The following is a 19,070-nucleotide window of genomic DNA, read 5'->3' as shown; positions in this document are numbered from 1 at the left end:
TCACCCCCGTCCGCCCGGCCGGAGACGCCGGACCAGCCCACGTCGGTGCGAGCGCGAGAAGGTCTTCCACAGTGCTGACCACATCGGGCCCAAGCCGTCGATGTGCATCGTCATCTCCCGGAACCGCTTCTCCGAACAGCGGGAAACCACAGTGCGCACCAACCGATCAAGGTCGGCGTGTGTGCCCGCGTGGATCATCGAGGCCATCGCGGCCGACTGCGACTCGATGTTCAGCAGCACGAATGCCAGGGCGACGTGTGCGGGGTTGGAGTTGTTCATCAACTCACCGCGCAGCTTGCGGGAACACGGTTCGGTGAGCTGCTGGACGTGCATGTGGGTGAGCACGGTGAAAGCCACCGCGACCACCGGCGCCTGCGTTATCGCCTCACACAGGTCCGGCATCTGTGCCCGCACCAGGTGTGGTGGCACGTCGTTTAGAGCCTTGACGAGCGCCACCGGGTCGAACGTCGTGTCCGCCAGTCTGTCGAGCACGAAGACCAGTGCGCGTTGCGCGGCGATGGCGCGGAGCGTGTCCACCTGAGGCGCCCACAGGCCGTGCGCTATCACGACGAGCGCCGCGTCGACGTACTCCCGCTCCGATCGGTAGTCGGTAACCTTCCGGTGCAGCGGCGCGAACACCCGCGGGTCCAGTGGTGTGTCGCGGGGCAGAAGATGCGTCAACAGGTGCGCTTCGGCACGGCTGACCGCACGGTGTGTCCAAATGACCGAGGCGGTGCGATTCACCATCGCCGCCGGACGTGTGGCGGCCATCGCGGTGCGCAGGCACTGTTCGATCAGGTCGATCTGCTGCCGCGTTGGTAGATGGCGCAGGGCGGCCTCCACCACCGCCGCGTCCAACGGCTCGTCGAGTCGCATGGGTTCACGCAGCAGCACGTCCCACCACTTGTCGCCGAGTTCGTAGGCCCGGTCCGGCTCGTCCGCCAAGCGCTCGCCGAGCTCGTGTCGCAGGAGCCGCTGAATCTCGTCCCCGCAGGCCCACAACGCGACCCTGTACGCGTGATCCGGGTTGTTGGCCCAGTCCAGGACGAACCGGTCCAGGCCGGGTTGCAGATCGGCAAGTGCCGGACGGAGCCCGAAGCGCCCGCACAGTCGGAGCAGGGTCTCGAACAGGGGCGGCTCGGCGAGGCGCATCTCCCTGGTGATCGCGACGAATGACCGCTCGTGCTCGGCTGGAGTCCATGCACCGTTGACCGGGGCGACCGGCTCCGGACGGACGACGCCGGCCACCGTCGCCTCGCGTACCTCGGCGTCGATCAGCGAGAGCCGCACCTCCGCCGCCCGGTGCGGGAATGTGGCGGCACGGCTGACCTCGTCGAGGCTGCGCAGCACCTCCACCGGCCACTGCGACGCCGCGGCCACCAGCAGGTCGACAATGCCGCCGCCGTAACGCCTGACCAACTGTGGCGGTCCGTGCCGCAGCCAACTGACCAGCCCGGCAACCTTCTCAGGAGGTGGGCGGCGGCCGAGGATGGCGGCGAGAGCGACCGCGGTGCCGTTGTCACCGTCCATCCCGGCCGCCGCTGCGACCTCCACAGCGTCCACCACGTCCATCGGGTCCTCGGCGAGGAACAGCTCCGTCCACTGCCGCGCCGCCTGTGTGTGCGTGACCCGACTCCAGTCGTGCCGGACCAGGTCGAATACGGCGTAGCCCTGATCGTTGTCGAGGGCGGCCTCGGCCCCACCCCAGTCGGGGTGCACGGCGAGGATTCGATGCGGCGCGTACGCGGGATTGAGCGTGAACACCTTGAATCCGATCCGCAGGGCTTCCCGCTGCGGTATCAACAGCGTGACCGCTGTTATCCATCGGATTACCTCGGCCGGCTCGCGGGCGACGAAGAGGACGCGCCGGCCACGCTGATCGGCTGGCGGGCGCAGGGTCGACAACAGCGCCGCGAGCAACTCGTCACCGTCGGGCGCGCTGCGAACGAAAGCCTGCGCCTCCACCGCGCCGAAGGAACCCGGATGCCAGCCTGGTTGGAGTTCCGGGCATCGCGTGGTCAGTGCCGGCTCAGCGGTCCAGAACGGCGCACCGAACATCTGGGCCGGGCGCACGAGGCCGTACGCGGCAGGGTCGTCGGTGACGATGGCATGGGTCAGCTGGTTGCCCTCCCTGCCGCCCACGCTCTCCCGCCCCAGGTAGACCCCGGCGGCGGTAGCGAACAGCCCGTCCCAGACATGTGCGAACGAAGCGGGGTAGTCGCTGACCGGACGGCGCTGCCCCATCAACCGCGGCGGTGGTTCGTAGAGCAGGTTCCGCTGCACCACGGCCTCGGCGTTCCGGTCCGCGCCCGCCGATCGCGACTGAAACTGGAGGCCGGGTGTCCCGCGGAGCCCTTGGCCCTCGCGACAGTCCGTCCAGATCAGCGCCTCGAACCGCCCTGTCATTCAGCGCTGCCTCGGTACGACGCCGAAACGGCGTAGGCTGAGCAACCAGAGCAACGGCTCGTCGACTCGGTACGGGCGAACGCCACCGGGCTCGACCATGGCGTTGTCGTAATCCGGTGGGGCTCCCAGCGCGGAGACGAAGAAGTAGCGGAAGGTCGTGTAGTTCATCCGCAGGTGCTGCTCGATGTCGTCGCCCCGCCAGTCCCGGAGCAGGGCAGCGACCTGCTCGTGGGTGGCCCGACCCACCTGTTCGTCGTACGCCGGCCCGCGCCGCGGCTCATTGCACAGCGGGTGATCCCGGCCCAACACGTCGAAGAAGGCGTCCATCTTGGCGAACGCGACGGCGACCGGCTTGGTGATCCGCTGACTGCCGCCCACCCCGTTGCTGGAACGCAGACTCTGGGTGAGCCGGTCGACTACCGCAATGGTGTCCTCGGTCGAGCGGATCGCCGAAGACGGTAATCGAAGCCGCTCCCGCGCCTCGGGCAGCATGAAGGGGTCGAGCAGCAGGATCAGACCGTCGGCGGCACCGATGTAGGCCAGGTCGTTGGCGCCGCTGAGGGTGCCGACATCCTCGCCTGCGGTGTCGTGGAACGACAGGTAACTGGTGCGGTAGACCGGCTTGCGCCGCCACCGACGGCGCTCACCCCGCCACTCGAACACCAGCGGATTCTGCCGGCCACCGACGGCGGGCGGGGTGGCCTCGAACAGTTTGTGCTCGGTGAACATCCTGTCGACGTTCTGCTCCAGCCACGCCAGCGGGGACTTGAAGCCACCCTGCCCGTCGCCGGTCATCCTGATATCCGCGGCGAACCGGCGACGCAGGTCGGAATAGCGCATCTCGTGGGCGAGAACGGTCAGATAGACCGTCTTGCCGGTGCCCTTCCCACCGAACATGGCGATCATCGGGCTGGACGCCTCCCCGAAGTTGGCCGGCACCGGGGTGTGGCAGGAGGGGCAGGCGCGAATCCCCGTACGGCCACCGCAGTCCGGGCACCAGGCGATCCGTGCCAGCCGGAGCCGTTGGTTGCGTGGGGGTGGGAAGACCGGACGCATCGTCTCGGTGAAACCGGTCATGTTGTGGCGGACCGTGTCGGTGCCGGGCGGGCAACCCTTCCGATCGGCGTCACCCTTGCCCAAGCACTGGAACCACAGCGCTGAGCCGTCGATGCGCTGATAACAGAACGGACAGGCGACGTTGGCCACTATGTCAACCTCATCGATTCGACGGGAGGGCCGGTGAGCACTGTCGGTACCGGACCACGCAGGAAACACCGAACCCAGTACGGATCCTGACGCCGGGGCAGCACCGGAACGGGGATGGTCAGCTCTCGGGCCTGGTGGGCGACTAGGTCGACACCCTCGTGCTCGACGAGCACGGTCCCGTGAGCCGCGGACGGCGGCATCGCGAGATCCGTGCCGAGCACAACTGTGACGACGAGGTCGGCGAGATCCGTCTCCGTCCGCAGCCGGACAGCGAGATCCCGCCGGCCGAACCTCCACAGTCGGTGCCGGGTCAGGGTGTACGAGACCGGTATCGACCGGGGCGGTAGCTCGACCTCACGGCCTCGTGAACATGCCTCGTCGGCGGCGACGGCGGTGAGCACCGAGACCCGGACCACCCCGGGATCCAGGGCAGCGGGTATTCGGAAACCGTTGGACCCCGCGTACCCGGCGCGGGTGATCTGGTCCTGTCGTACGCCGCCCGGCGCTGTCCACTCGACAATTGCCAGCCGCGATCCCTCCGGCCAGACCCAGGTAACGATGACGTCGTCCCCGCGGCGCTCGGCCCTCAGCCTCCGGACTGGCTCAGCCAGACCGAGCGCAACGAATCGACCCACCACAGCCTGGTCCCGCTCCACCACGTACGGCACGTAGAGGTGGTAGCCCACTGGCACCTCGGCGAGGAGCGCCGCCTCGCCGTCGTGCACCTGCCTGGTACCGGCCAGCTCGGTGCCGAAGGCCATCAGCGTCGGCACGGGAAGCACGCTCCCGGATGCCCATGGTGGTGGCGTCTCGGCCCAGCGGATCCTCAACCGCTCGGCATCCGTCGCCGGCCAGGACACCCGTACCTGACAACTGTCGTCGCGGGCACCGAGCGCCTCGATCGTGAGTTCGGCTGGTTGGACCAGGCGCGCCAAGTCGTCCGAGTTCGGACGTTGATCTGCCTGCCGCCTCGCGGCCGCCGCATCTGACGTCTCGTTCGGTACCTGCGGCACATCCTCCGCGGAGCCGCCGCTCTTGGCGACCCGGCTGCGTCGAGCGACAGGTCGAGTCGATTCACGCGCGTCAACGGCGCCGGAGTCATCGAGGCGGGCACGGATGAACTCACGTGCCTCAGCCCGCCACCCAGGGGCGTCGTCCGGGACCTCAGTGGGTGGTTCGGCATGCCGGGTCGGCTCCGCCCGCACCAGATTCGGTGGGCGTATCCGCGTCGTCCGCCCCCCGCCGCCCTGCGTCGCCGTCGCCTGGTCCTGCCACCACGCAGGGTCGCTCATCAGGTCACCGACGTTACGGCTGAGTTCCTCGTCGGCCCGAATCAGCAGCCGACAGATCTCCGCCCGACTGTCCGGCCCCACGGCGCGGTCCTGCCAAAACTGTCGTAGCTGCTTGAGATGGACGGCAAGTTGGTCGACTGTCCAGTCTGGCTCCACCGCGTAACGCAGAATGAGGTCGCCGACGGGAAGTCGCCCGTGTCGACCACGCAGCGGCTTGATGACCTCGCGGTCGTAACGCTCGGCGTCGAACGCCATCGAGTTAGCAAACGCCGATAGGCGGCTGAACGAAACCGTCGAAAGCACCAGTCGCATCCACTGTGAACCTCACCGCCTATTCATTCACGTTAGCGACTTGAGATCATCACAATCCTGAGGGTGATTACAAGCATCTGTCAGTCCACGGACACTCCGACTTCGCGGGGGACGCCGCTGGCCGGCACCCCGAGTGCGGGTGCCGGCCAGTGGTCGGTGCGGTGGTGCGGTGGTGCTGGGTGCTTGTGGTGTGGGGTCAGCTGTTCCAGTGCTGGGCGACGAGGTCGGTGGCCTGCTGCTCCCACTGGGCGTAGGCGTCCGGGTAGGCCGACACCTGTACGGTCTGCGCGGCGTCGGTCAGCGGCATGTCCTGCCACCCGTCGACCTGCTTGAGGCCCTTGAGGAACGCGGTGGTGGAGTAGGCGGGGTCGGTGATCTGCTCCGGGGTGCCCCAACCCGAGCTCGGGCGCTGCTGGAACAGGCCCAGCGAGTCGTGGTCGTTCCGGTCGCCCAGGTGACCCAGGTTCTCCAGCTTGGACTCCTGCAGGCTCGTCGCGATCGAGATGACCGCGGCCCGCTCGGGGAGGCCGGCCTTCTTGGTGGCCGCGATGATGGCCTTCACGTTGGTGGTCTGCTCGTCGTTGAGGGTGATGTGGGACTGCTCGCCCTGCGGCTTCGGCGCCGCCGACTGCACGGCCACCGCAACCGCCTTGGCATCCACGGCCGGGGTAGCGGCGTGGGCGGCGATCGGGCCGGCGAACACACCACCGGCGAACGCGAGACCAGCAACAGACAGCATGCTCTTACGGAAGATCGTGTTCATGGGGGTAGCTCCTTCGGGGGTAGAACACCCACACCGCCAAAGAGGGGGACGGCGGTGATGGGTGTGAGCACCTCGTCCGGCGCTGCACTAAGGGGAAAAGTCTTGGGGGGTGACACCCGGTCGGGCGTCAGGGTCGGCGACCTGACGAGCGGAGGGCTCGTGGCGCCGGGTCCATCTGTAACGACCGGCGGGCCGGGGTCATTCCGGGGTCGGCCCATCCATCGGCACCCTCATCGAGGCGGTGCCTGCGGTCGTTCGTGGGGACTGTAACGACCGGGTGGAGGCTGGCATTCCACCCTGCGCGACCAGCCCTCAGGGGTCCGGCGGCCGGTCGGTGGTACTGCGATCGTCAGGGTGTGTAACGACCCTGAGCCCGCCATGATTCCGGCCCACGGGTGCGCCCGGCCACACCCCACAACCATCCACCAACGGGCAAACCACCCATGCGGCGTGGCTCGTGCGACCCCAAACCACCCCCTGGCCGGGCGTGATCCACTCGGTTTCACGGAAGTCGGGGCATCCCGGACACCGCGACTTCATGAAACCCGAGCCGACCACGATTGGGCCGATCGCAAAGGCCAACAAACCGGACAGACGGCCTGACCGGGGCATGTCGGCGCGCAGCGCGCTGGGATCGACCTGAGCGACACCGGCTCTGGTGGGCGTTACCCTGACACCATGCAGGCCGTCTCCCCCACCGCGACCGGCGTGGCCTTTCTGGCCCGCCCGGGTCGCCCCGCTGTGGTGGCGCGGACGCTCGCCGAGCTTGCCGGCCCCACCCGAGGTGTGGTGGAGCTGCCGGTACGGCTGATGTGGAACGCCGAGCGCACCTTTGACCTCGGCGACCCCGACCAACTGCTCTGGATGTACGAGAACGTGCTTCGCGAGACCACTCGGGCCGAGGATCTGCGCGCCCTGATCAACGGGCGGACGCTGCGTCGGGTGTGGCGACTGCTCAACCTGCCTCGGGGCGTACGCCAGGCGTGGGAGAGCCGGCACCGCGGCCTGCGCGCGGCGTGATCGAGCCTCATCTGCACGAGTTCTACCGGGAGGTGGCCCGGGTGGCGCTTGCCGCCGCCGGGCCGTACCGGTTCGTTCTGGGTGGTGGGGTGGCGTGGGCGGCGCACGGGCTGGTCGCCCGACCGACGGAGGACGTGGACCTCTTCGCGGACGTGGAGGGTGCCGCAGCGGCGGCGTCCGCCGGGGTCCGGGTGGCCCTGGAGCGGGCCGGGTTCATCGTCAGCGACGCCGACCCGGACAGTGAGCTGGCCGAGCTGTTCGACGGGTACGAGCAGGACATGAAGGATTTCGTGGTGAGCCGCGACGGTCGGCAGATCCGGCTCAGCCTCGCCCGGTTGGACCGCCAGCAGAGCCCGGTGGTGATGGACCTGGGCCCGGTGATGGACGTTCGTGACCTGGTGGCGAACAAGATCGCGGCGTTGGTCAACCGGCGGGAGGTTCGCGACTTCATCGACGTGGCCGCAGCTCTCGACCACTACGACGTGACCGAGCTGTTGATGCTGGCACGGCAGGTCGACCCCGCGCTGGACCCGGACGACGTACGCGCCGCCGGCCGTTACCTGGACCGGCTCGCCGACCAGCGTTTCGGCCGGTACGGCCTGGGCGCCGCCGACGTCGCCGAGATCCGGCAACGCTTCGCCGCCTGGCCACGCTGACCAGCGGGCCGCAGCGTCGGGTGGGCATCCTGAGCGGGCGCCCACCCGACGGCGGGTCACTTGGTCGGTCGACCGCCCGTGACCCCCAGGATCTCGCCCGTCACGTAGCTGGACTCCTGCGAGGCGAAGAAGACGTACGCGGGTGCCAGCTCAGCCGGCTGCCCGGGACGCCCTTCCGGGGTGTCGGTGCCGAACTGCTTCACCTTCTCCTCCGGCATGGTGGACGGGATCAGCGGCGTCCACACCGGCCCCGGTGCGACAGCGTTGACGCGGATGCCCTGCTCGGCAAGGTCGGCGGCGAGGGCCTTGGTGAAGTTGGCGATCCCCGCCTTCGTGGTGGCGTAGTCCAGCAGCTGCGGCGACGGGTCGAACGCCTGGATCGACGACGTGTTGATGATCGCCGACCCCTCGGCCAGGTGCGGAATGGCGGCCTTGCAGAGCCAGAACATCGCGTACAGATTGGTCTTGAACACCCGGTCGAACTGCTCGGTGCTGATGCCGAGGATCCCCTTGTCCTGCGACATCTGGTACGCCGCGTTGTTCACCAGGATGTCGAGGCCGCCCAGGTCGCGCACCGCCCGGTCGACCAGTTCCTGGCAGTGCGCCTCGTCGGTGATGTCACCGCGTACCGCGACGCCCCGCCGGCCGGCGGCCTCGACCAGCCGGATGGTCTCCCGGGCGTCGGCGTCCTCCTCCTCGCCGAGGTAGGAGATGAGCACGTCCGCGCCCTCCCGGGCGAAGGCGATCGCGACCGCCCGGCCGATCCCCGAGTCACCGCCGGTAATCAGTGCCCGCTTGCCGTCGAGCTTGCCGCTGCCCCGGTACGACTCCTCCCCGTGGTCCGGCTTCGGGGTCATCTCCCCGGTCGAGCCGGGCGCTGACTGCTGCTGTGCGGGCTGACCGGACTGCTGGCCGTACTGGCTGGTCGGGTCCTGCTGGGTGTGCTGGTCCTCGCTCACTGAAATCTCCTCGCTGCGCGCGGGAAGCGGGGCTCTCCCGCGAATGCCGTCCCTGACGGCCCTACCCTGCGTCGGCCTGCGGAAACCCCTGCGCTGATCTGGGCTGCCGTGGCGTGAGTGCCGGGTGCTGGTTATGGTGCGCAAGGCGCTCACGAGGCGCGTCCACCCCCATGGAAAGGCACGTCATGACCTCTCCCTCCGGCCCGTCGCGCCGCCAGGTGCTCGTCGCCGCGGCGGCCGCGGCGACCACCCCGCTGATCGCCGCCGCGCCCGCGCAGGCGGCCGGCGCGGCCCGGCCGCGCACCTGGGACCTCACCCTCCTGGGCACGTCGGACACGCACGGCAACGTCTACAACTGGGACTACTACCGCGACGCCGAGTACGATGACAGCAAGCAGAACGACATCGGCGTGGCGAAGCTGGCGACCCTGATCAACCAGATCCGTCGGGAGCGGCGCGGCAAGGCCACGCTCGTGCTCGACGCCGGCGACACGATCCAGGGCACGCCGCTGGCCACGTACTACGCCAAGCAGGAGCCGATCACCGCCACCGGGGAGAAGCACCCGATGGCACGGGCCATGAACGTCATCGACTACGACGCGGTGACGCTGGGCAACCACGAGTTCAACTACGGGCTGCCGTTGCTGGACCTGTGGATCCGTCAGCTCGGCTTCCCGGCCCTCGCCGCGAACGCCGTCAACGCGAAGACCGGCAAGCCGGCCTTCCTGCCGTACGTCATCAAGAAGGTCTCCCTCGGTTTCGCCGCGCCGACCCTGCGGGTCGGCATCCTGGGGTTGACCAACCCCGGTGTGGCCATCTGGGACAAGGGCAACGTCGAGGGCAAGCTGCGCTTCGACGACATGGTCGCGACCGCCGCGAAGTGGGTGCCGATCATGCGGGCCCGCGGCGCGGACCTCGTGCTGATCTCGGCGCACGGCGGTGACAGCGGCACGTCCAGCTACGGCCCCGAGCTGCCGAACGAGAACCCGGTGGCGCTGATCGCCCAGCAGGTGCCGGGGATCGACGCGATCCTCTTCGGTCACGCGCACAACGAGGTGGTCGAGCGGTTCGTCACCAACGAGCGCACCGGCACGCAGGTGCTGCTCTCCGAGCCGTCGAAGTGGGGCCAGCGGCTCACCCGGATGGACTTCACCCTCACCCGTGAGCGTGGCCGGTGGGCGATCACCAAGAAGGCCGCCACCATGCTGAACACCAACACCGTGGTCGAGGACCCGAAGGTGCTCGCCGCCGTGCGGGCCCAGCACCAGAAGACCGTGGCGTACGTCAACCAGGTCGTCGCCACCTCCACAGTGGAGTTGTCGGCGGCGGAGTCGCGGTACAAGGACACGCCGATCCTGGACTTCATCAACCACGTGCAGACCGAGGTGGTCGGCGCGGCGCTGGCCGGCACGGCGTACGCGGAGCTGCCGGTGCTGTCGATCGCGGCGCCGTTCAGCCGGACCGCCGTCTTCCCGGCCGGCGACGTTAAGATCCGCGACGTGGCCGGCCTGTACGTGTACGACAACACCCTCGAGGCGGTCGTGCTCAGCGGTGCCGAGGTGCGCGCCTATCTGGAGTACTCGGCGAAGTACTTCCGTACGTTCGCGCCGGGCGCCCCGGTCGACCCGGAGCAGATCAGCGACCCGGCGGTGCCGGACTACAACTACGACGTCTTCTCCGGCCTGGACTACGACATCGACATCTCCAAGCCGGTCGGGCAGCGGATCACCCGGCTGGTGCTGGCCGGCACCGACACCCCTGTGGCGGACAACGCGCAGTTCGTGGTGGCGGTGAACAACTACCGGCGCAGCGGCGGCGGCAACTTCCCCGGCATCGTGAAGACCCAGGTCTACAACGCGCAGCAGGAGATCCGTCAGTTGCTCATCGACTGGGCGCAGGCCAAGGGGACGATCGACCCGGCCGACTTCTTCCAGCCCAACTGGCGTCTGGTACGCGAGGGCGTGCCGGTCTTCTGACCGCAGCGCATCACCAACGGGCCGTGGGTGGCGACACCTGCGGCCCGTCGCGCGTTTCTCAGCCCTGCACGTTCCAGCGGATCGGGTCCTCGGACTCCTCCGGCCGGTCGCGCCCGGGATCGGTCTCGGTCAGGGCCACCCGCTCGTCGGGACGGACGGCGGGCGGCAACTCCCCGAACCGCGCGTGGCGCAGAAACGCGTACTCGTCGTCGGTGAACGGCTGCTCGGTCATCAGCGCCTCCTCTTGCTCCAGTGTGATTGTCCGGCGGCCGGGCCGGTCGACACCAGTAGGCGCGGGCACACCCCGTAAGGCGTCCTAGGATCCTGGGTGAGCCGTGATGGCCTGGCGCGATGGATGGGACAACCGGTCCAGCACCGCGAGGGCCGCCCGGATCGGGCGGCGGCGCAGCATCTCGTCGAAGCTCGCCCGCCCCTGGCAGAACTGCACGAACATCCGCCAGCCCGGCGGGGTCGCCAACAGGGCGTGGAACACGTCCGGGCGTCGGGTGAACACGTCGAGCAGCCGGAACCCCGCCCGCATCTCCGGCAGCAGACGCTCGGCCACCGCCCGCTCGTACCCGGCCAGGTCACCGTCCGCGACCGCCGCTCCGGCCAACTCCCCGGAGCGCAACGCGAAGCTGATGCCCTCCCGGCTCCACGGCTCCAGCAGCCCCGCCGCATCCCCCACCACCAGCACCCGGCCGTTGCGCAACGGTGAATCCTCCGCGCGGCAACGGGTCAGGTGACCGGAGTCGTGCTCCGCCGGCAACCCGGTCAAACCCAACCGGTCGACGAACCGCCGCAGGTACTCGCGGGTCCCCTCCCCCGCCCCCCGCGCGGCGATCACACCGACGGTCAGCCGGTCACCCTTGGGAAAGACCCAGGCGTACGAGCCCGGCATGTCGCCCCAGTCCAACAGCAGCCGGCCCCGCCAGCGCTCCTGCTCCGCGGGCGGCACCGGAATCTCCAACTCCAGACCCAGATCCACCTGCCGGTACCGCACCCCCACGTGCCGACCGGTCACCCCCGACGAGCCGTCCGCCCCGATCACGGCACGAGCCGCGATCGTCGTACCGTCGGCCAGCCGCAGGCGTACCCCCTCGGGGTCCTGCTCGATCGCGCGGACCGCGACCCGCTCCCGCAGCTGCGCGCCGGCGGCGACCGCCGCCGCGCGCAGCCGGTCGTCGAACTCCTCACGGCGCACCATCGTCACCACCGGACTGCCGTTGCGGCGGGTGAACTCCCGACGGCCGTCGCGGGTGAACGTCACCCGGTCCACCCGGTCGTGCGCGGGCACCTCGATCCGATCCTGAACGGCCGCCAGCGAGGTGCCGATCAGGCCGCCGCCGCAGGTCTTGTACCGCGGGTGAACTGCTCGCTCGACGACAAGAGTGGAGACGCCCGCACAGGCAGCGGCGTGCGCCGCGGACAGCCCCGCGGGGCCGGCGCCGACAACGACGAGATCCCAAACGATCACGGAAGCAGCCTAGGGCACCTCCCCGGCCGCACCGCCGGACCCGCCCGCCGTCGCGACCGCCCGATCGGGTGTGCATCTTCGGGCACCGAGGGGGTAACCGGCGCACGGCAACCGCCACCGCGGTGGCGGACGAGCACAAGGAGGAACCATGCAGCAGGTGCAACTGTCGGAGGCCGAGCAACGGGTGTACCAGGCGGTCACCACCCTCGAGGCACGCGGGCAGGTGCCGTACCCGGACCTGATCGCCGAGGAATCCGGGCTCACCCAGGAGCAGGTGGGCAGCCCCCTGCACCTGCTCACCGAGAAGGGCCTGCTGCACCGCGAGGACTCACCGATGGCAGGCCTCGACTTCGGTCCCCGGTTCTGCGCCCGCCAGATGGCGTGACCGACGGAACCACCCGACACGGTTCGCCCCCCGAAGACCCGGGTAGCGGTCAACCATTGACGACCGAGGGTCGACGGGGGGCGCGATGAGCGCGGCGCAGACGCCGCAGCCGGTGACAGCGGCCGAGAATCGCCGACGCTGGCAGGCGGTCGGCGTCGGACTCGTCGCCGCGTTCATGACGCTGCTCGACGTGAGCATCGTCAACGTGGCCGTGCCCTCCATCGACCGGGCGCTGCACGCGTCGTCGAGCGACCTGCAGTGGATTCTCTCCGGGTACGCGCTCACCTTCGGCCTGGCGCTGGTGCCCGCCGGCCGGTTCGGCGACGCCCGCGGTCGGCGCAACGCGTTCGTCTTCGGCATCGCGCTGTTCACCATCACCAGCGCGCTCGCCGGCCTCGCCACCTCCCCGACCTGGCTGGTCATCGCCCGACTGCTGCAGGGCGCCGCCGCCGGCGTCGTCAACCCGCAGGTCATCGGGCTGATCCAGCAACTGTTCCGGGGGCCCGAACGTGCCCGGCCGTTCGGGTTGCTCGGCGCCACCATCGGTATCTCCACCGCCGTCGGGCCGTTGCTCGGCGGACTGCTCATCGCCATCGGCGGCGACGAACACGGCTGGCGCTGGGTCTTCTTCGTCAACGTGCCGGTCGGTGTCCTCGCGGTGATCCTCGGCTGGCGGCTGCTGCCCGGCCGAGCCGGCGGCCAACCCGGCTGGCATCGACTCGACCCCGTCGGCGTCCTACTGCTCGGCGTCGGTGTGGTCCTGGTCCTGCTGCCACTGGTGCAGGAGCAGCAGTGGCGGACGCCGTGGAAGTGGGCGCTCATCCCGGTCGGCCTGGCGGTGCTGGTCGCCTTCGGGCTCTGGGAACGACGGTACGCACGCCACCACCAACCCCTGTTCGACCTCCGACTGTTCAGCTTCCAGTCGTACACGCTGGGCTCGATCCTGGCGCTCGTCTACTTCGGCGGCTTCACCGCGATCTTCTTCATCTTCACCCTGTTCCTGCAGATGGGGCTCGGCTACAGCGCCCTCGTCGCCGGCCTGGCCATCACCCCCTTCGCCCTCGGCTCGGCGGCCGCCGCCGTGCTCGGTGGCCGCATCGTCAACCGTTTCGGCCGACCACTGGTCGCCATCGGACTGCTCACCGTGGTGGTCGGACTGGCCGCCACGGTGATCGCACTGCACCTCTTCCCGGGCGCCCCCGCGCCCTGGGTCACCGCCGGCCCACTGCTCGTCGCCGGCATCGGCAGTGGGCTGGTGATCGCCCCCAACCAGACGATCACCCTCTCCGAGGTGCCGGTCGGGCAGGCCGGCAGCGGCGCTGGCATGCTCCAGACCGGCCAGCGGATCGGCGCCGCCGCCGGCATCGCCGCCGTCGGCTCCTTGTTCTTCTCCACGTTGGCCGACAGCCGCGGCGACTGGACCAACGCCTTCGAACAGTCCCTCATGCTCGCCACCGGCATCATCGCGCTCGCGCTGATCACCGCGCTGCTCGACATCTGGCGGAGCCACAACCACAAGAACTGACCGGGGTACGCCGCTGGCCGGCACCCGGGTTGCGGGTGCCGGCCAGCGGTCGGTGTCGTGCGGTGGTGCTCAGGTGCGCGGGTTTCCGCAGGTGCCGTGGGTCAGCTGTTCCAGTGCTGGCCGACGAGGTCGGCGGCCTGCTGCTCCCACTGGGCGTAGGCGTCCGGGTAGGCCGACACCTGTACGGTCTGGGCGGCGTCGGTCAGCGGCATGTCCTGCCAGCCGTCGACCTGCTTGAGGCCCTTGAGGAACGCGGTCGTCGAGTACTCGGGGTCGGTGATCTGCTCCGGGGTGCCCCAACCCGAGCTCGGGCGCTGCTGGAACAGGCCCAGCGAGTCATGGTCGTTCCGGTCACCCAGGTGACCCAGGTTCTCCAGCTTCGACTCCTGCAGGCTCGTCGCGATCGAGATGACCGCGGCCCGCTCCGGCAGACCGGCCTTCTTCGTGGCCGCGATGATCGCCTTCACATTCGCCGTCTGCTCATCGTTGAGGGGGATCCGGGACTGCTCGCCCTGCGTGCCGTGCGGGATCAGCTTGCTGATGTCGGGCTTGTCGGCCTGCACCGCAACCGCCACGGGCTTGGCGTCGACCGGGTTGGCCACGTGGGCGACCGGGCCGGCGAACACACCACCGGCGAACGCGAGACCAGCAACAGACAGCATGCTCTTACGCATGATCGTGTTCATGGGGGTAGCTCCTTCGGGGGTAGAACACCCACACCGCCAAAGAGGGGGACGGCGGTGATGGGTGTGAGCACCTCGTCCGGCGCTGCACTAACAAGGGGGAAAGTCTTGGGGGTGACGCCCGGTCGGGCGTCTAGGTCGGCGACCTGGCGAGCGGGGCTCGTGGCGCCGGGTCCCTGTGTAACGACCGGCGGGCCGGGGTCATTCCGGGGTCGGCCCACCCATCAGCACCCTCATCGAGGCGGTGCCCGGTGGTCGTTCGTGGGGACTGTAACGACCGGGTGGAGGCTGGCATTCCAACCTGCGCGACCAGCCCTCAGGGGTCCGGCGGCGGGTCGGTGGTGCTGCGATCGTCAGGGTGTGTAACGACCCCGGCCCGGCCATGATTCCGGCCCACGAGTGCGCCCGACCACACCCCACAAACACCCACCAACGGGCAAACCACCCATCCGGCGCCGGGCCCACGGCGTCGAACCGGCCGCCGCCCGCTTGATCCACTCGGTTTCCCGGAAGTCGGGGCATTCCGGGAAACCGGACACCCCGACTTCACGAAACCCGAGTCCATCACGAATGAAGCGACCTGCGCAAAGGCGGCAAGGCGGACATCGTGCCCATCGGAACATGGCGGGCGCACAGACCGGGCGGCGCCCGCACGGTGATCGCGGTGACGGCCATTCGCGGATGTGACCCACCCCGCCTGGGAAGAGACTGTCGCCGGCGAAAAGGTTCGGGCCGGGCTGAGGCTCGACGCGACGGCGCTGGACGTCTGAACAGGCTGGCGCCCGTCGGAGTGTTCCGACGGGCGCCAGCTTGAGTGCTAACCGGGCGCAGCCCGGTGGTGTGGATTAGTGCGCCGCACCACCGAAGCGCTGGCGGCGACGCCAGGCCAGGGTCAGCAGCAGCATCACCGCTCCGGCGCCGACCAGGCCGCCACCGAGCTTCATGGGCGTGCCGAGGCTGTCACCCGTGACGGGCAGCGGCTGCTTCTTGTGCAGCACCCGCAGCTCGGTGGTGGCGGTACGGCCGGACTCCCGGCCCGTGGCGGTGAAGGTCAGCAGACCCGTCACCGACGGCTTGTAGCTCTTGGTGAAGCGACCCTGACCGTCGGTGTACGCCGTGAAGTGCAGAGGCGCGCTCGCCTGGTAGGCCACCGGGGCCATGGCCACGGTGCTGCCGTCGCTGCGGCGAGCCGGAGCCGCACCGCCGGCCGGAGCGGCCTGCGGAGTGACAGTCACGGTGATGTCGACGGTCTCGTTCGGGCCGAAGTTGGTGCCGGTCAGCACCACCGTCTCGCCCAGGAAGATCGTCGGGCGGTTGACGGTCAGCGACGCGGCGGTCGGCGGGTACGGCGGCGGTTGCGGCGGGTCGGTGGTGGCGCTGGGCGTCGGCTGCGGCTGTGCCGCCCCCGCTGCCGTCGGCACGGCCACCACGGCCAGGCCGACCGTGAGCGCCATGATGATGCGGGATAGCCGCATGATTGGTTCCCTCCTACTGATCACAGCTTGGTGCGGAATGAACTTGGGTGGTCCAGGGGCTGGCGGTGGGGGTCAGCCACAGCTCGGCCTGCCCGACGCCGGTCTTGGCCGTCAGCACGGTGACCTCCAGCGCTCTCTCGGCGCCGGGGCCGACGTCGACGCTGGCCGTGGCTACCTGGCGGCGGCGTTCGGTGCCGCTGCCAAGCGCCGTCTCGGCCCCGTCCAGTCGGGCCTCCAGCACCGCTCCACCAGCCGGACTGAAGATCGACACCAACGTTCGGGCGGTGTACGGATCGCCAGCCAGGCCGAGGCCGAGCACGGATTTGCTAAGTCCGGACTTCGGCGCCGTTGAGCGCAGGGTCACCCGCAGCCGGAGCTCACGGCGACCGTCCGATCGGCATTCGCCGACCGTCAGGTTCGCCGTCGGCCGCAGGTAGTAGCCGAGCTTCGCGCCGCTGCCGTCGTTGAGGAACACGCCGACGGTCGGCACGGTGTCCTGTTCCGGAAGCGTCCCGGCCATCCGGCTTTCGCCGAATGTCCGCTGTTCCTCAGGTCGGGCACTCCAGAACAATATCCGGCGTTCAGTGATAGCACGGTCAAATGCGGACAACAACACCCGTGGGTTGACATTCTTCTTGAAGAAGGCGTCGAACACCGCCGACGCCGACGCCGCGAAGAACTCGTCCTGCTGTTTGACGTCGAGGCGCTGGTAGCTGTCGTTCAGCAGGGTCTGTACGACCTTCTCGCTGGCGAGCGGGACGCCGCCGGGCACCAGCACCGGACCGGTCGCCTTGAGCAGGTAGGACAGCACCACCGGATCGACGGCGAGCACGCCGTCGACAGTGGTGCCGGTCTTGCGCCGGAACATCTCGCGGTACAGCGTGGCGGCGGTCGGGAAGTGCGGGGACAGGTTGACGTCGGCGGGGTAGATGCCGGGCAGGTCCGTCCAGAGGGCCCTGGTCTCGGCGGGCACCTTCAACGCCGGGGTGAACTGACCGAGCGAGGACGTGCTGCCCTGCTTGCCCATCTTGACCTTGCCGTTCTCCGCCTCGATCATCGCGTACGCGCCGAACATGCCGCCGGTGGCGCGCAACTCGGCGAGGTTCTGCGAGACGAGCAGGTAGCGGCGTGGGCCGTTCGCGCCGAGCAGCGGCGGGAGGAGGCGGGCACCCTGGTCGGCAGCCGTGGTGAGGCTGGCCAACCGGTCGATCTCGTCGCGCAGATCGCTCAGCGCCTGCCGGATCTGGCTGACCAGGCTGTCGGCTGGCACCGCCGCCAGGTTCTGGCGGGTACGTTGCACCGACTCGTGCACCCCGGTCAGCTCCGTGGAGACGGCGGCGAGCCGGGCGAGGTCCACCCCGCCGCCGGTCGGCACCAGGCTGGCCAGGTCCGTCCGGAGCAGGGTCGGGAACGCGTGCCGGGCCAGTTCGTCGATGGCGACGGCGATCTGCGCGACGGCGTCGAGGTCGTCGCCGGCGATCGGCGTACGCCGTCCGAGCTGCCAACCCGGGTCGGCCGTTGCCGAGCGGGCCGCGCCGGCCTGCTCCTGGAGGGCGGCGAGCGTCCGCAGGGCGCGGTCGGTGTCCCCACCGACGATCTGGGCGCTCAACTCTCGGGCCAGGCCAGCGGCGTTGAGCAGGTGAGTGCGCGCCTGCCAGCCGCGGAAGCCGATCCACCCGGCCGTCGCCAGTAGCAGCGAGCCCACCACCAGGGCGCCAAGGAGGGCCCGTCGCAGTCGGGCCCGCCGACGACGCCGGGACCGGCTCCGCCGCCGGATCGGACGTTCGCTCACCGTCACACCTAACTCCCATTCGCGGAACCGGACAGAAGGTCGATTCCCTGACGTTCTTAGCACGCCTGAGGGAAGTTCGTACCGTTATTGCATTTCTCGTCCTTTAGGCGAGCTTTCTTCGTGGTGCCGTGGCGGGCTCAGTGACCCGTCCGGCCGCCTCGTGCAACAGCCGTTCGATCTGGTCCACGCCGGCCGGCAGCGACATCTCGCGCAGGTACGCGGCCCGCCCCCGGCGACCCATCTCGGTGCGGGTCGGCGGCGCAATGGTGGCTGCCAACCAGAACCTGTCGGCCAATGCCGCCCAGTCCTCGGGCGGGCAGGACAACCCAGCCCGAACCCGTTCGACAAGCTCGGCCGTGTCCCCACCCGCTGACGCGATCACCGGCGCGGCGCAGGAGAGCGCGGCCTGGAGTTTGCCGGGTACCGTGCCGCGCAGCTCCGGAAGGTCGCGCAACATGACCAGCTGGTAGTCGGCGGCGGCGTACAGCTCGGGCATGTCGACCGGTGACCGCCGCTCCAGGAAACGGACGTTCTCCGCGCCCAACTCGGCGGCGAGCCCCCGCACCCGCCGCTCCGCCGCGCCCGAACCGACCAGGACCAGATCCATCGTCCGGTCCAGTGCCGCGGCCGCACGGACCGCTGTCTCCAGTCCCTGCCGCGCCCCGATGGTCCCGGCGTGCATCACCACGCACCGACCGTCGCGACGGACCAACTGGCGGGCCGCCGCGCCGGGTGTCGCCGGGTAGAAGATCCGCTCGTCGGTCCAGTTCAGCACCAGCCGGACCCGGGCCGGGTCGGCGCCGGCGGCGACCACCAGGTCCCGCATCGACGGCGCCGCGACCGCGATTCGCGCCGCGGTCCGGTAGATCCGGGTCATCGTGCTGCCCATCCGCGCCGCCCAGCGCCCCTCGCCCCCCTCGTCCGCGCCGTCGCTGGTCCAGACGTCCTGCACGTGCAGTACCGCCGGCACCCGCCCGAGCAACCGGAGCACCGCGGCGGCGGCGAACGTCGTGGCGGGCAGTTGAAAGACGTAGAGCGCGTCCACGTCGCCCAGGAACCGGCGTGCAACGAGCCCCGCGCTGCCGGCGAAGGAGAGGTAACTGGCCATCCGGCCACCGACGGACGCGGCAGCCCCGGGGTACC

At 69.8% G+C, this 19,070-nt stretch carries 16 protein-coding genes; 5 read left to right on the top strand and 11 right to left on the bottom strand.

Annotated elements, in window-relative coordinates; translation table 11 throughout:
* From KBX08_RS13330 to KBX08_RS13315, 4 genes are all read right to left on the bottom strand, one after another.
* Positions 1–2,406, bottom strand: coding sequence for a GTPase-associated protein 1-related protein (locus tag KBX08_RS13330; RefSeq protein WP_210783780.1), 2,406 nt, complete (start codon positions 2,404–2,406; stop codon positions 1–3).
* Positions 2,407–3,612 carry a zinc ribbon domain-containing protein gene (locus KBX08_RS13325; protein WP_210783778.1) on the bottom strand — a complete coding sequence of 402 codons (1,206 nt, stop codon included), beginning with the start codon at positions 3,610–3,612 and terminating at the stop codon, positions 2,407–2,409. It abuts the gene before it with no gap.
* Positions 3,612–5,159, bottom strand: coding sequence for a hypothetical protein (locus KBX08_RS13320; protein ID WP_210783776.1), 1,548 nt, complete (start codon positions 5,157–5,159; stop codon positions 3,612–3,614). Before KBX08_RS13320 ends, KBX08_RS13325 begins: the two co-directional genes overlap by 1 nt.
* 253 nt (positions 5,160–5,412) lie before the next feature.
* Entirely contained in the window at positions 5,413–5,979 is a 567-nt protein-coding gene (locus tag KBX08_RS13315) for a hypothetical protein (RefSeq protein ID WP_210783774.1), read from the bottom strand.
* A gap of 678 nt (positions 5,980–6,657) precedes the next feature.
* Between KBX08_RS13315 and KBX08_RS13310 the strand changes: the two genes are divergently transcribed.
* Entirely contained in the window at positions 6,658–6,999 is a 342-nt protein-coding gene (locus KBX08_RS13310) for a hypothetical protein (protein WP_124770765.1), read from the top strand.
* Positions 6,996–7,655, top strand: a complete 660-nt coding sequence (locus KBX08_RS13305; protein ID WP_307850532.1) for a nucleotidyl transferase AbiEii/AbiGii toxin family protein — start codon at positions 6,996–6,998, stop codon at positions 7,653–7,655. Before KBX08_RS13310 ends, KBX08_RS13305 begins: the two co-directional genes overlap by 4 nt.
* A gap of 56 nt (positions 7,656–7,711) precedes the next feature.
* On the opposite strand, the gene KBX08_RS13300 is transcribed toward KBX08_RS13305, so the two are convergent.
* Positions 7,712–8,614 carry an SDR family oxidoreductase gene (locus KBX08_RS13300; RefSeq protein WP_112673355.1) on the bottom strand — a complete coding sequence of 301 codons (903 nt, stop codon included), beginning with the start codon at positions 8,612–8,614 and terminating at the stop codon, positions 7,712–7,714.
* Positions 8,615–8,799: 185 nt separating this feature from the next.
* Between KBX08_RS13300 and KBX08_RS13295 the strand changes: the two genes are divergently transcribed.
* A complete protein-coding gene (locus KBX08_RS13295; protein WP_210783772.1) occupies positions 8,800–10,590 on the top strand; it encodes a bifunctional UDP-sugar hydrolase/5'-nucleotidase in 1,791 nt (596 codons plus the stop codon).
* 58 nt (positions 10,591–10,648) lie between these two features.
* Here the strand turns inward: KBX08_RS13295 and KBX08_RS13290 are convergent, their stop codons facing one another.
* Both KBX08_RS13290 and KBX08_RS13285 read right to left on the bottom strand, forming a co-directional pair.
* On the bottom strand, positions 10,649–10,822 hold the full coding sequence (locus KBX08_RS13290) for a hypothetical protein (RefSeq protein WP_167362358.1): 174 nt from the start codon (positions 10,820–10,822) through the stop codon (positions 10,649–10,651).
* 84 nt (positions 10,823–10,906) lie between these two features.
* Complete coding sequence (locus KBX08_RS13285; RefSeq protein WP_210783770.1) at positions 10,907–12,067, bottom strand: geranylgeranyl reductase family protein; 1,161 nt, start codon at positions 12,065–12,067, stop codon at positions 10,907–10,909.
* A gap of 148 nt (positions 12,068–12,215) precedes the next feature.
* Between KBX08_RS13285 and KBX08_RS13280 the strand changes: the two genes are divergently transcribed.
* Positions 12,216–12,452, top strand: coding sequence for a hypothetical protein (locus KBX08_RS13280; RefSeq protein ID WP_112587077.1), 237 nt, complete (start codon positions 12,216–12,218; stop codon positions 12,450–12,452).
* Between the two features lie 85 nt (positions 12,453–12,537).
* Entirely contained in the window at positions 12,538–13,977 is a 1,440-nt protein-coding gene (locus tag KBX08_RS13275; RefSeq protein ID WP_210783768.1) for an MFS transporter, read from the top strand.
* A 101-nt stretch (positions 13,978–14,078) separates the two neighbouring features.
* Here KBX08_RS13275 and KBX08_RS13270 read toward each other — a convergent pair whose 3' ends face one another.
* From KBX08_RS13270 to KBX08_RS13255, 4 genes are all read right to left on the bottom strand, one after another.
* Entirely contained in the window at positions 14,079–14,663 is a 585-nt protein-coding gene (locus KBX08_RS13270) for a hypothetical protein (protein ID WP_210783766.1), read from the bottom strand.
* Between the two features lie 842 nt (positions 14,664–15,505).
* Positions 15,506–16,135: a hypothetical protein gene (locus tag KBX08_RS13265; RefSeq protein WP_210783762.1), complete on the bottom strand. Its 630-nt coding sequence runs from the start codon at positions 16,133–16,135 to the stop codon at positions 15,506–15,508.
* Positions 16,136–16,148: 13 nt separating this feature from the next.
* Positions 16,149–17,927, bottom strand: a complete 1,779-nt coding sequence (locus KBX08_RS13260; protein WP_238688910.1) for a DUF4012 domain-containing protein — start codon at positions 17,925–17,927, stop codon at positions 16,149–16,151.
* A gap of 103 nt (positions 17,928–18,030) precedes the next feature.
* A partial coding sequence (locus KBX08_RS13255) for a glycosyltransferase family 4 protein (protein WP_210783758.1) occupies positions 18,031–19,070 on the bottom strand: 1,040 nt, incomplete at its 5' end.

Origin of the sequence: Micromonospora sp. H61 (assembly GCF_018070325.1) — a bacterium.
Taxonomy (GTDB): Bacteria; Actinomycetota; Actinomycetes; order Mycobacteriales; family Micromonosporaceae; genus Micromonospora; species Micromonospora salmantinae.
The sequence above is the reverse complement of the archived record's forward strand: the minus strand, read 5'-3'. Positions and strand labels throughout refer to the sequence as shown.